We start from the raw sequence: 13,516 nt of genomic DNA, 5'->3' as shown, positions 1-13,516 counted from the left end.
ATACGGTGCGCGCGCGTAAAAAAGCCGCATGCCGTTCGCAGGCATGCGGCTTTCGCGAATTGGAAATTGCGCTTGGCGCCGATCTCGCGTGGCGCTCCCGACGGACTCGCACAGCACCGCGGCGATTCGCGCGGACACGCGTCGCCATCGCGCGGAAGGCGAGAACGCGCCTACGCCGTAGGATCGCGCCTGCCGCATCGGGCGTCAGCGGCCGAGCGGCTGCCTGGCGGGTCCGACCGGCGCGCGGCCGAGCTGCCGCCTGGCGGACGGACCGGCCTATGCGCTGACGGCGACCGCCGCGCCTTGCTGCAGCTCATACATCGCGCGGTACTTGCCGCCGAACGCCATCAGCTCGTCGTGATTGCCGCGCTCCACGATGCGGCCGCGGTCGAGCACGAGAATCTGGTCCGCCGCGCGGATCGTCGACAGCCGGTGCGCGATGACGAACGTCGTACGCCCGCGCTTCAGCACGTCGAGCGCCCGCTGGATGATGGCCTCGGTCTCGGTATCGATGCTTGCCGTCGCCTCGTCCAGAATCAGTATCGCGGGGTCGAACGCGAGCGCCCGCGCGAACGAGATGAGCTGGCGCTGCCCCGCCGACAGTGTGCTGCCTTTCTCGATGACCGGTTCATCCAGGCCGTTCGGCAGCTGCATGAACATGTCGTACGCGCCGACGTCGCGAAGCGCCTGCTCGACCTTCTCCCGCGTAATCGCGGGATCGTCCAGGCTGACGTTCGAGGCGATCGTCCCCGTAAACAGGAACGGATCCTGCAGCACGATGCCCATATGCTCGCGGAGCTGCTGCTTCGAGAGCCCCCGTGCGTCCGCGCCGTCGATCGTGATTGTGCCGCGCTCCACATCGTAGAACCGGAAGAGCAGGTTCAAAATCGAGCTTTTCCCCGAGCCGGTATGGCCGACGAGCGCGACCGTCTCGCCCTGCTTCGCCTCGAAGCTGATGTTCTTCAATACATCCTCGCCCGGCTTGTAGCCGAAGGATACGTCATGGAAGCCGACGTTGCCCTTGTACCGCGGCATCCGCTCTTCCGAGACCGGGACGCCCGGCTCGTCGAGCAGCGCGAACACGCGCTCCGCCGACACCCGCGCGACCTCCAGGTTGGACAGCTGGTTGACGATGCCGACGATCGGCTGCATCATCCGGTTCATATAATCGATGAAGGCGTAGAGGACGCCGATCGTTACAGCCGAAGAGAGCGACCCGCCGGCGAACAGCCAAATGACGAGCAGGAAGATCACGTTCCGGAACACGTTCACAAGGTTGTGGCTCGTCAAGGAGTTGAGCGTCAGCAGCTTGTTCTGGTAATTGAAGTAATCGTCGTTCATCTCGCGGAATTCCGCCATCGTCTCGTTCTCGCGGCGGAACGCCTGGATGATCGGCATGCCTTGGATTGATTCGTTGATCATGCCGTTGATGTCGCTCAGGCGGGAACGGATGACGTGGTTGTACCGCGACGCGAACTTGCGGTAGACGACGATCCACAGGTACAGGATCGGCAGCATCGGCAGCGCGATCAGCGCGAGCGTCTCATCTAGGATGAACAGCGCGCCAACGATAGCGACCATGTAGATCGCGCCGGAGAAGAAATTCGCCAGCACGGACACGTACAATTCGCGGATTGCTTCCGTATCGTTCGTCACCCGCGCGACGACCTTGCCCGCCGGGAGGTTGTCGAAGTACTGCACCGGCAGCTCCTGGATGTGCCCGAAGACGTCGTTGCGCATCTTGCGCACGATCCGGTTCGCCGATACCTGGAGCAAATACCGCTGGCCGTAAGCCAGCGCCGCGCCGACGAGCAGCAGCCCGACGTAGAACGCCGCGAGCTTGAAGATGCTCGGGAACTCAGGCTTGTAGAAACCGTAGATCTCGCCGCGGGTCAGCTTCACGGCCGGAAACCGCTGCGTGGTCCCGTCACTCGCTTCGACCGTCAGCGCACCGTCCGCGAAGGTCCGTTTGCCGGTATCGGGGACGCCGGCAGCGTCGACGAAATAGTAGGTCAAGCCGGTTTGCAGCACGCGCACCTCGCGGCCTTTCGTTTCGCCGGCCTGCCAGTGGCCGGCGCGCTTGAAAGCGCGGCCTTGGTAGCCGACCGCGTACGGTTCGTCTTGGCTCGCGGTTTCGTACCACGGCTTCTCGATGCCCATGATATTCGTATCGATCATCCGCTTCGCGACGAACGGGCCGACCAGCTCCGCGGCGATCGCCAGCGCGAGCAGCAGCAGCGCGAGCAGGATCGGTTTCTTGAACTGCCAGGCGTATTGAAATAATCGTTTGCCGTTGTTGCCCATTGGAGGTTCCACCTTCTTTTCTTCCTTCGTTCTGATCTTGCCGTGACATGCCGGGAGGGAGCATCGAAGCGCCTACGCTTCGACCGCCGTCGCGAGCTGCTGGCGGTCATATTGCTCCTTGTACCAGCCGTTGTTCTGGAGCAGCTGCTCGTGTACGCCTTCTTCGACGATCCGGCCTTCGTCCAGGACGATGATCCAGTCCGCGTGCTGCACGGCGGACAGCCGGTGCGTCGCGATGAGCGTCGTCTTGCCGGCGCGTTCCCGGCGAATGCCCTGGAGAATCTCCGTCTCCGTCTTGGCGTCTACCGCGGACAGGGCGTCGTCGAGCATGAGGATTTCCGGATTCGCGATGACGGCGCGGGCGATGCTGACGCGCTGCTTCTGCCCGCCGGAGAGGGCGACGCCCTTCTCGCCGACCAGCGTCTCGAGGCCGTCAGGCAGGAACGTGACGTCCTTGCGGAACGCGGCCAGGTCCAGCGCCTTGCCCAGCAGCTCCTCGCTCATCTCGCCTTCGATGCCGTAGCCGATGTTCTCGCGAATCGTCTTGCTGAACAGAATCGGCTGCTGCGGTACGTAGCCGATCCAGCTGCGGACCTCGCGCAAGGCGATTTCTCCGAGCGGAACGCCGCCGGCCGTCAATTGGCCTTGACCGAGCGGGTATTCGCGGAGCAGCTGCTTGAGAAGCGTCGTCTTGCCGCTTCCCGTCCGCCCGACGATGCCGAGCGTCTGGCCGCGCTTCAGCGTAAAGGAGATGTCGACCAGGTTGTCGATCGTCGAGGACGGATAGCGGAACGTCACGCCTTTGAATTCAAGCGATTCCGGCACCTGCACCGGCACGGTCCGTTCGGCATCCTGCACGTCCGGCTTCACCCCGAGCGTTTCGTTGATGCGGTCGAGCGACGCGTTGCCCCGCTGCATGATGTTGATCAGCTCGCCGATCGCGAACATCGGCCAGATGAGCATCCCGAGGAACATATTGAACGAGACGAGCTCGCCGAGCGAGATTTCGCTCCGGAACACGAGCACCCCGCCGTAGCAAAGGCCGATCAAATAACTGATCCCGACCAAAATTTTGACCGTCGGCTCGAAGAGCGCGTCGATCTTGGCGACGGCGATGTTCTTGCGGAACACGTCGTCCGTCATCGCGCTGAACCGCTGCCGGTCAGCCCCTTCCTGCACGAACGCCCGGATGACCCGCACGCCGGATACAGATTCGAGCACCTGGTCGTTCAGATTGCCAAATGCGTCCTGCTGCTCCGTGAACCGTTCGTGAATCTTCTTGCCGAAATGCTGCATGATGAGCGCCATGAGCGGCAGCGGCAGCAGCGCCGCGAGCGTTAGCTTCCAGCTGATCACGCCGGCCATCATGACGAGAATCGTCAGCATGAAGAGCGTGGAATCGATCAGCGTCAAGATGCCGAAGCCCGCCGTCTGCGACACCGCGCCGAGGTCGTTCGTCGCCCGCGCCATCAGGTCGCCCGTCCGGTTGCGCTCGTAGAACGCCGGCGTCATCCGCATGAAATGGCGCATGAGCCGCGAACGCAGCGTGCGCTCCAGCACGAAGGACGAGCCGAAGAGCAGCGACCACCAGACACACGTGATGAGATAGCCGACGACGGTGAGACCCCCCCAGAATGCCACGAGCTCCGCCAGCTTGCCCGGGGTCATCGTCCCCTGCTGGATGCCGTCGACCGCCGTTCCGATCAGCTTGGGCGGCAGTACGTCCATGATGCCGACGATCGTCAGCAGCACGGTCGCGATCGCATAGCGCCTCCAGCGCATTTTGAAAAACCAGCTTAACTTCTTCAGTACGGTAAACACGCCATCCACAACCTTTCTCTCGATTTGAAGAACAAAAAAGACGTACCGCCGTAAGCGATACGCCTGAGCCCCGGTGTTCGGGCATTCGCGGACCGATAGCCGCGAATTCCCTGCCGAGCGCGCAAAAAAGGCGCACGATTACGTCGCCGCAACCGTGCGCCTTCCGATGGGCAGACGGGGAAAACGCGTTCTCCGTCCTGCCGCGGTCAGACCGCGCGAGGGTTACGTCCTATGCGATTGCGGACGCCGCCGGCAGCCGGCAGCGTAATTAAAACCAATCGATCGTACCGCATAGTCGTAACCCTCCTTTCCGTTCCTCAAAGTATATGTGACAATTTACCATCGATGCGCGAGCACTGTCAATGGGCAATTTGAAATTTCCTTGAACTTCTTGTAAATCTCCCCTCGCGGAGAGCGCCGCATAGCGGGGCCGGAACAACAAGAAGACCGCCTGCGCCCGGCCTGAGCCAAACGCGGCGGTCCTCCGTGTCGTCCGAAAACGACGGGTACCCGAGGCGCTATTTGTACTGCATCGATCCGCATCCCGCGCCTCCGTCCGGATCTAGATCCGAGCGGACCGGGTAAGGGACGCGATCAACATGGAACTAGAAATGTTGACCACCTCCTTTCGTGTACACACACTGTACCACAGCCGCGGGCAATGCGCCAGTTATTTATTCAAATTTTCTGAACTTTCTATTATTAGAGACTCGTCCCTTATTCATCTGAACCCGGCTCGGGTGGGCGTCCGAACCCGGCTCGGGTGGGCGGACGATATCGCAATTATCTTTCCGCTCCGCCACGGATTTCATGCACGTCCGCACCGGTTCAGGCGATCCGCGTTCAGCCCGTAAGCTGCGCCGACTCTTCGCGGCGGATCGTTTTATTCGGTAAATAGTGGATCGTCTTGATGAACCGGACCGTGCCCGTATTGGCGCGCATCACGATGGAGTGGGTCTCGGCCCGCTGGTTCGGCAGATAACGCACGCCTTCTAGAAATTCGCCGTGCGTCACGCCGGTGGCCGCGAAGATGACATCGTCCGTGCCGACCAGGTCCTCCATCGCCAGCACGCGGTCGGGATCGGCGAGCCCCATCGCGACGGCGCGCTCGTACTGCTCCGGATTTTCCGGCAGCAGGCGCCCTTGAATCTCGCCCCCGAGCGCTTTCAGCGCCGCGGCGGCCAGCACGCCTTCCGGGGCGCCGCCCGAGCCGAGGTACAGGTCGATGCCCGTCTCCGGGAAGGCCGGGGCGATGGCGCCGGCGACGTCGCCGTCCGACAGCAACGAGATCCGCACGCCGAGCCCGCGCATCGTCTCGATGATCGGCGCGTGCCGTTCCCGGTCGAGAATCATGACGTTCAGATCGGAGACCGGCTTGCCGAGGACGTCGGCGGCCTTCGCCAGCGTAACCTCGACGGGATCGAGCAGGCGCAGCTTGCCGGCGAGCGCGGGGCCGACCGCGAGTTTCTCCATGTACATGTCCGGCGCGTGCAGCAGCTGACCCTTGTTCGCGATCGCGACGACGGCGAGGGCATTGTTCAAGCCTCTCGCCACGAGGTTCGTGCCCTCGAGCGGATCGACCGCGACGTCGACCTCCGGACCTTCGCCGTTCCCCAATCGCTCGCCGATGTACAGCATCGGCGCTTCGTCCATTTCCCCTTCGCCGATGACGACGGTGCCGCGCATGGAGACGGAATCGAACATCGTCCGCATCGCCGTCGTGGCGGCGTCGTCCGCGCTCATTTTATCGCCTCTGCCGATCCACGGCGCCGATTCCAGCGCTGCCAATTCCGTTACGCGAACCACTTCCAAGGCCAATTCCCGTTCCATGTTTCCCTCTCCTTTCGCCGGCCGGCGTTTACGCCGTAATACCGGACAACCATTCCACCGCGGGGCACATCCCCGTGAATTCATGATGCAGCAGCGGCGCAGGGTCGCTGCGGACATCGCCTTCTTCGTTCGCCGCGGAACGCTTCGGATTCACCGTCGCCGTGTAATGGATGCCGGCGTTCAAGAGGCGCGGCAGCCATTCTTCGGCCAGCCATTTGGTGTCTTCGGCGACGACCAGAATATGGCTCGAATCGAACAGCGCTTTTTTGGCGTTCTTCATGACGGCGAGCTCGATCATTTTGTCGAGCGGCTCGCGGAACTCTTCGCCTTTGGCGAAGGCGTGCCAGCGGATGACAACGGTCTCGATGTCTTCTTCCCAGTAAATATGGGCTTTGTCGGTTTCGTAGTAGGTTTTCATGTATAATCACTCCTGCTGTCAATAGTTAGGATTGGTTCGCTTCGCGACGATTGCGCGGTTCGTAACTTCACTATAATACGAATCATCCCCATTGAAGTAATTCATAGTTTTCAGAGGAGCAATAGATGTGGTCTATAGCCCCAGCCGCCTCGTTTCCGGCAAGGAAAGGAGACGGCTTCGGCAGCATCACGATACGTATCCCGCAGCGTTCGCTGTCCGCCGGCAAGCCAGTACCGGAACACGCAAAAAAGGAGACAGCGCTTGAATCGCGTGTCTCCGGTCGGCCGGGCTATGGTATATAGAGGCCGCCGCTATCGCGCCCCGTTCAGCTTGTCGAGCGTCTCCAGATAGAACACCTGCAGAAACTTCTTGATGTTCACCTTCGGCTTCTCCTGCGGCGCCAGCTCATCGATCTCCTTCATCCTAAGCCGGACGTCGCGAAAATCGAAGTAGAGCGGCGCGTAATGCTCGAACTTCGGATGGCCGTAATCCGTCAGCCCGATGCTGGCCAGGTTGGTCAGCGCGGCGAGGACGGCCCGGCGGACGCGCTGCTCGACCGCCTTGCCTTCCTTCTCGGCGTCGGCGCCTTCCGGATTGCTCTCGCGGATGCACGCCTCGTAGAGCGACTTCAGCGGCGGGAGACCGCCTCCGCGATGATGGCGCAGCAAATACTCCGTCATGACGGCGATATCGCTGCTTCCGCTCTCGCCGACGATGCCGAGATCCATCAGGATCGTCCGCATGACTTCGCGGGCGCCCGGCCTCTTCCGTTCGCCCGCCGCTTCCGGATCGAGGCGGTCCAGCTTCGCGATCGACTGCTTGATTTCGTTCAAGTAGCGCGCCATCCGCCACTGCTCGCTCACTTTGCCGAGTACCGCCTCGATCTCGATCCGGTTGATCGGCTTCTGGATATAGAATTCGATCCCCGCCTGGTACGCTTTGCTGATCATGTCCTTGTTCTCGATCTGGGAGATCATGACGTACCGGCCGTCGTAGCCCGCCTGCTTGAGGCCCGCGATCGTCTCGAGTCCATCCTGGTCTGGCATGAGCAGGTCGATCAGCACGACGTCGGGCTGCTCGTCGAGAATAAGCTGCGCGCCCTCGGTACCGCCCGCCGCCGTCCCGACCACCTCGCCGACCCCGCCCTTCTCGATGATCGTCTGAAGCATCCGCCTGCTTACCGCATCGTCGTCGATGATGCAAAACGTCGGCATGGCCTATCCCCCTTTCTTCAACCGTTCCGTCGGGAACGCCGCCGCGAACGTCGTTAATGCGTCCTTCCCCGGTGCCAGCAGGCGCAGCCTGCCCTCGAACGATCCGACGATGTCGCGCACATGCGACAGGCCGATCCCCGTCGCCGCCGTCCCTTCCTGGTTGAATTTGGTTGTGAAGCCCGGCTCGAACACGAGGTCCCGGTCCTGCTCCGCGATGCCCGTCCCGGTATCGGCGACCGTGAAGAAGGTCTCATCTCCCCGTTCATACACGTCGAAGCGCACGGTGCCGCGCGCTTCGATCGCCTCGGCCGCGTTGGCCGCCAAATTGTTCAGCACCGTCAGGAGCGGTATGTAATGGCGGGTCGCATAATCGGTGCGGATCTCGGACTCCATGCGGATGTCCTTCTTCAGCATCCGGGCGTATTCGCCGTTCGATTTCGCGACGAGACTAACGATCTCGGCCAGGGTCATCTCGGAGGCATGGTCGAGATCGACCAGCTTGGTCAGCCCGGCCAAGATGCGCTGCGAGTCCTTCTTGACCTCGTGAATCTGTTGCGTGAGCTCGAGGACGGCCCGGCCGTGCGTCCGCAGCCCCTCCTCGTTCAAGCGCTCGTACAGATCGTGGCTCTTGGCGGTAATCTGCTCGATGACGTCCATCGATTTGCGCAGGTAGAACGCTTCGGCGTACAGCCCGCTGCCGACGCCGATCATCTGCTCGAGCCGCTTCTGCTGCTCGGCTTGCACGACCCGCATCTGGTTCACCGCGATGCTGCTGTAGATGCCGACCGTAAAATAGCTCCGCACCGCCGCAATCAAGGAAACGACGCCGATCTGATCGGCGCGGAATACGGGCAGGCCGAAAGCGAGGCTCCGCGAGAGGAGCTCCGCCTCGTTCGAGACGATATCGATCAGCGTTGCGCACGCTCCGAGAATGAGCGGATCGAGCTGCTGCAGCCGGCTTTGCACGAGCGCCATTCCCGCGCCGAAGACGGCGTAGTACAGCATCGCGGAGAAATGCGCGTGCACGCTGCCGAGCAGCGAGAACGCCGCGCCTTCCGCCGCGCCGTCGAGCGCGATCCGGAACAGCAGCACCGTCGCCCCGACGGCGAGCCCCGTCCTGCGGTACGGCAGATGGCGCATGAAGAGCAGCAGGAACAGGAAGGCGCTGCTGCCAAGACCGATGCGGAAGAAGTCGCCGCTGAACGGGTTGATCTTGAATTCTCCCGCGACCGCGACGACGACGGCAATGACGGTAATTTGCATGTTTTCGGTTTTGAAGCCGCTTTGCTTCGCGATAGCGATAGGCACCCACTCCCATGAGCCCGTCGGGCGGCGCGGCCGGTAGCACGCGATCGCAGCGCCTTTCGGAACCGGGCCTGGCCCGAGGCGCTTTGCTCTATGCTAGACGCGTTTGTTCTCGAGCCGACGCGCCGCGATCGACAAGGCGTAATTCACCGCGAAATACAGCACGGCAACCAGCGCGAGCACCGGCAGAGTATAGTCGTACTGCTGGGCGATGACGATCTTCGCGTTATGCATCAGCTCCGGCAGCGAGATGACGATGGCGAGCGACGTGTCCTTCAGGAGAGAGATGAATTGGCTCACGAGCGGCGGCACCATGGCCCGCACCCCTTGCGGCAGCACGATGTACCGGATCGTTTGCAGGCGCGTGAGCCCGGACGAACGCGCGGCTTCGATCTGGCCCTTCGGGACGGCATTCAGCCCGCTGCGCACGACTTCCGAAATCATCGCCGCCTCGAAGACCGTCAAGCCGACGATCGCCGCGCTCGTCACGCTCAGCTTGATACCCACGTCGGGCATGGCGAAGTACGTGAAGAATAGGATGAGCAGCAGCGGCAGGTTGCGGATGATCTCGACGACCGCGCCGATTACCCGGGAGACGACCGGAATGCGCATGTAACGCAGCGTTCCGGCGATGCCGCCGAGCACGAAGCTCGCGACGATCGCGACGAAGGCGACCCAGAGCGTCATGCCGAAGCCTTTGAGGATAAAGATGAGATTATGGTAGGCGAATGCGCCGGCGATGTCCATCCTTCGATCCTCCTAATATCGGAATTGACGGGCTTGGCGAATCCGCGCCCGTTCGCGCGAAAACTAGCCGTTCCGCGCCCACCGGCGTTCCAGCCGGAGCGCCGCCCAGCTGAGCGGCAGCGTCAGGACGAGATAGAGCGCCGCGACGAACAGGTACGTGTCGAACGTCGCGTACGTCTTGCTCGCCACTTGATCGCCGTAGTACATCAGGTCGAAACCGGCGAACACGCCCAGCACCGACGAATTCTTCACCAGGTTAATGAACTGGTTGCTGAGCGGCGGAATGACGATCTTGATCGCCTGCGGCAGCACGATAAAGCGCATCGTCTGCGCGTAGCTCATGCCCGAAGATCTGGCTGCTTCCGACTGGCCGGCCGGCACGCTCAGGATGCCCGCGCGGATGGCTTCGGCGACGAAGGACGCCGTATATACCGTCAGCCCGATCGTGCCGCAGGCGAATCCGCTCAGTGTGACGCCCAGCGTCGGCAGCCCTATATAAAACGCAAAGACAATGAGTAAGATCGGAATGTTGCGAATAAACTCGACGAAGGCGGTCCCGGCCCACCGCAGCGGCTTGACGGCCGAGATGCGGAAGACGGCCACGACCGTCCCGAGCGCGAAGCTGCCGAGCAAGGCGGCGACGCTCGAGAGAATGGTGTTGCCGAAGCCTTTCATGTATAACCCGAAATGGTCCGTGAAAATCGACAGATCCGGCATCGTATCCCTCCTTCCGCCCGAATCGGGCAAGCGCGAAGCGCGGCGGCGCCAAGGCCGGTCGCGCTTCGCGCTTGCTTACGTTAGTTAGTCGCCGGCGTCTCGCCGATCCATTTCTCGTAAATTTCCTTGTACGCGCCGCTGTCGTTCAGCTTCTTGAGCCCGGCGTTGACGGCGTCCAGAAGCGCGGTCTCGCCCTTCTTGATCGCGATGCCGTACGGTTCGTCGGTGAACGGCTCGCCGACGACCTCATAATTCGGATCCTGCGCGGCCATGCCGTACAGAATCGCGTTGTCCGTCGTCAGCGTGTCGCCTTGCCCGGCCTTGAGCGCGCTGAACGCGTCCTGGTAATTGTCGAATTCCAGCACGGTCGCGTCGGGCGCTTTTTCCTTGATGTTGTCCACGGATGTCGAGCCCTTGACGGCCAGCACCTTGATTCCCTTCTTGATATCGTCGATGCTCTTGATCGGGCTGCCCTTCTTCACGAGCAGTGACTGGCCCGCCTTGAAGTACACGTCGGAGAAGTCGACTTCCTTCTTCCGTTCCTCCGTAACCGTCATCGTGGCGACGATCATGTCGATCTCGCCGTTGTTGAGCATCGGGATGCGGGTCTTCGACGTGACCTCCTTCAACTCGATCTTGGTTTCGTCCCCGACGATCTCCTTAGCGAGCGCCTTCGCGATGTCGACGTCGAAGCCTTCGACGTTGCCGCTTGCCGGGTCCTTTAGGCCGAACAGCTTCGTGTCGAACTTGACGCCGACGACGAGCTTGCCGCGGCTCTTAATGGCGTCAAGCGCCGCCGAGCCAGCCGCCTGATCTCCGCCGGCGTTGCCGGCGCCGTCGCCTTCCGCCGCCCCGCCGCTCGCGGCATTGCCGTTCGACGAAGCGTTCGATCCTCCGTTCGCGCCGTTATTGGAGCCGCAGCCCGTAAGCGCAATTGCCGCCAGCAGCATCGTGAGGACACAAGCGAATAGCCATTTTCTTCGTTTCATCGTACATTTCCCCTCTCTTGGATTGAACGTGACCGGAACGATGCGCCTTGTAAGTGACGAAGCGCCCCGTCAATGATGAAGCACCCGGTTAAGAAACACGCGCGCCCGCTCTTCCTGCGGCCGCTCGAAGAAGACCTCCGGCGGGGACACCTCCAGAATGCGGCCGTGATCCATGAACACGACGCGGTCCGCGACCTCGCGGGCGAACCCCATCTCGTGCGTGACGACGACCATCGTCATCCCTTCCCGCGCGAGCGCCTTCATGACGTCCAGCACTTCGCCGACCATCTCGGGATCGAGCGCGGACGTCGGTTCGTCGAAGAGCATGATCTTCGGTTTCATCGCAAGCCCCCGCGCAATCGCGACGCGCTGCTGCTGGCCGCCGGACAACTGCGCCGGATACCGGTCCGCCTTGTCCCCGATGCCGACCTTATCCAGGTACATTCTGGCCGTCGCCTCCGCTTCCGCCCGCGGCTGTCCGAGCACCTTCATCGGCGCGAGCGAGACGTTGCCGAGGGCGGTCATGTGGGGGTACAGGTTGAAATGCTGGAACACCATGCCGATGTCCCGCCGCAGCCGATTGATGTCAGTCCCCTTGTCCCCGAGCTTGACGCCGAGCACGGTCAGGCTGCCGCTCGTGATCGACTCCAGCCGATTGATGCACCGGAGCAGCGTGCTCTTCCCCGACCCCGACGGGCCGACGACCACGACGACCTCGCCCGACTCGACGCGGAGCCCGATGTCCTTCAAGACATGAAAGTCGCCGTAATGTTTGTCGACTTGCTCGAACGCAATCATCGTACCTCCTCCTTTCCGCCACTTGCCGCAGCATGCACGGCCGATGGACGAGTCATGTCAAGTTAAATCACGCGATGCTAGGTCCACGATACGGCCATCCTACGCGATCCGACCGAATCCTACGGGAATTCATGAAAAAAGCCGCCCGAAGGCGGCGAATCCGACGTCGATGCGACGGGCGAGGAGGCGTCTAGCTACAATCGAAGGCAGGAACGATAACGCGTCGGAATCAATCGGAACGCCGCCGGAACCCGATCGGCCACGGTCCGGGAGCCGCACGGCGATCGTCCGATTTGCGGCGAAATCAGAAAAATCCGCCCAAACGGGCGGATTGGATCGGCCATCCTTAGCGATCTGATAGATGGATGAAGAGAATGAAGACGAGACGCCGGCCTTAAGCCTTGGGCTGCTGGCCCGCGGCGCTCAGGCGCTTCTTCGCCTCTTCGTACACGTCCTCGGCGAGCGGCCCCTTCTCCGCAATGCGGATGTTCTCGGCGAGATGCTCGGGGTTCTTCGTGCCGACGATCGTCGTCGTCAGCTGCGGGTGGCTGAGCGTGAACCGCAGGATGAAGTCGGTCCGGCTCTCGCCCTCGTCCAGCAGCTCATCGAGCTTCGCCTGTTCCCAGGCAGCCCAGCGGTCCTGGTTGCCGAGACCGTACCCCGGCTCGCCGCGTCCGACGCCGCCGCGGATGATTGTGCCGGCGCCGGCCTGCGCGGCGGCCGCGATGAGATTCTCGTGATCCCGCTCGAGCGCGGAATACGGAATTTGGAACGAATCGAAGGCGCCGGTCTCAATATAAGCCGGCAGATGCGGCAGCGTCGAGGAGATGCCGATCCAGCGCGCTTTGCCCGACGCCTGGATTTCCTTCAGCACGTCGATCAGACTGCCTTCCTCCGTCTGGTCCAGCGTCGGATTGTGCAGCTGCAGCAAGTCGACGTAGTCCGTCTTCATGCGGCTCAGGCTGACGTCGATGTTGCGGAGCAGGTTGTCCCGCGTCCAGACATGCGGCGTCTCGTCGTGATCGCCTGCGTTCACGACCGTGCAGCCGCACTTGGTCGCGAGGACGTATTCGCTCCGGCGCTTGCTGATGAACCGGCCGATGTATTCTTCGCTCAAGCCGTAGTCGTAGGACGTATCGATGAAATTAATGCCGGCGTCGAGGACGGCGTTCAGAATCCGGTCCGCCTCTCCGTCCGCGACGGGGCGGCCGCCCCAGATGCGCGGCCCGCGGATTTCCATCGCGCCGAAGCCGAGCCGAGTGACCGCGAGGCCGGTCCGGCCGAGAGTCGAGGTTTGCAGCGTCGTCATGGCAATTGCCTCCTTGATATCGAATGTTGGTCTCACGTCATTCGGATCATGACATTCCTGATGA

At 62.3% G+C, this 13,516-nt stretch carries 11 protein-coding genes; all 11 read right to left on the bottom strand.

Going from position 1 to position 13,516, the window contains the following annotated elements:
* Nucleotides 1-276 precede the first annotated feature (276 nt).
* The 11 genes from ACFPB1_RS00635 to ACFPB1_RS00585 all read right to left on the bottom strand — a co-directional run bounded on the left by ACFPB1_RS00635 (nucleotide 277) and on the right by ACFPB1_RS00585 (nucleotide 13,452).
* Entirely contained in the window at nucleotides 277-2,304 is a 2,028-nt protein-coding gene (locus ACFPB1_RS00635) for an ABC transporter ATP-binding protein (protein ID WP_379221660.1), read from the bottom strand.
* A 72-nt stretch (nucleotides 2,305-2,376) separates the two neighbouring features.
* Nucleotides 2,377-4,125 carry an ABC transporter ATP-binding protein gene (locus tag ACFPB1_RS00630; protein WP_379220760.1) on the bottom strand — a complete coding sequence of 583 codons (1,749 nt, stop codon included), beginning with the start codon at nucleotides 4,123-4,125 and terminating at the stop codon, nucleotides 2,377-2,379.
* Between the two features lie 843 nt (nucleotides 4,126-4,968).
* The gene (gene glpX / locus ACFPB1_RS00625; protein ID WP_379220758.1) at nucleotides 4,969-5,955 is read right to left on the bottom strand and encodes a class II fructose-bisphosphatase; all 987 of its coding nucleotides are present in this window, start codon (nucleotides 5,953-5,955) and stop codon (nucleotides 4,969-4,971) included.
* Nucleotides 5,956-5,983: 28 nt separating this feature from the next.
* A complete protein-coding gene (locus ACFPB1_RS00620) occupies nucleotides 5,984-6,373 on the bottom strand; it encodes a hypothetical protein (protein ID WP_379220757.1) in 390 nt (129 codons plus the stop codon).
* Between the two features lie 311 nt (nucleotides 6,374-6,684).
* On the bottom strand, nucleotides 6,685-7,587 hold the full coding sequence (locus ACFPB1_RS00615; RefSeq protein ID WP_379220755.1) for a response regulator: 903 nt from the start codon (nucleotides 7,585-7,587) through the stop codon (nucleotides 6,685-6,687).
* Nucleotides 7,588-7,590: 3 nt separating this feature from the next.
* Nucleotides 7,591-8,895: an ATP-binding protein gene (locus tag ACFPB1_RS00610; RefSeq protein WP_379220752.1), complete on the bottom strand. Its 1,305-nt coding sequence runs from the start codon at nucleotides 8,893-8,895 to the stop codon at nucleotides 7,591-7,593.
* A 93-nt stretch (nucleotides 8,896-8,988) separates the two neighbouring features.
* A complete protein-coding gene (locus ACFPB1_RS00605) occupies nucleotides 8,989-9,639 on the bottom strand; it encodes an amino acid ABC transporter permease (protein ID WP_379220750.1) in 651 nt (216 codons plus the stop codon).
* A 63-nt stretch (nucleotides 9,640-9,702) separates the two neighbouring features.
* The gene (locus ACFPB1_RS00600) at nucleotides 9,703-10,356 is read right to left on the bottom strand and encodes an amino acid ABC transporter permease (RefSeq protein ID WP_379220748.1); all 654 of its coding nucleotides are present in this window, start codon (nucleotides 10,354-10,356) and stop codon (nucleotides 9,703-9,705) included.
* An 80-nt stretch (nucleotides 10,357-10,436) separates the two neighbouring features.
* Nucleotides 10,437-11,345, bottom strand: coding sequence for an ABC transporter substrate-binding protein (locus ACFPB1_RS00595; RefSeq protein ID WP_379220746.1), 909 nt, complete (start codon nucleotides 11,343-11,345; stop codon nucleotides 10,437-10,439).
* A gap of 69 nt (nucleotides 11,346-11,414) precedes the next feature.
* Complete coding sequence (locus tag ACFPB1_RS00590) at nucleotides 11,415-12,143, bottom strand: amino acid ABC transporter ATP-binding protein (RefSeq protein WP_379220744.1); 729 nt, start codon at nucleotides 12,141-12,143, stop codon at nucleotides 11,415-11,417.
* Nucleotides 12,144-12,537: 394 nt separating this feature from the next.
* On the bottom strand, nucleotides 12,538-13,452 hold the full coding sequence (locus tag ACFPB1_RS00585) for an aldo/keto reductase (RefSeq protein ID WP_379220742.1): 915 nt from the start codon (nucleotides 13,450-13,452) through the stop codon (nucleotides 12,538-12,540).
* Nucleotides 13,453-13,516 lie beyond the last annotated feature (64 nt).

This window comes from Paenibacillus sp. GCM10023250, assembly GCF_042653205.1.
GTDB lineage: Bacteria > Bacillota > Bacilli > Paenibacillales > Paenibacillaceae > Paenibacillus_Z.
This window is presented reverse-complemented; position numbering and strand designations above follow the sequence as displayed.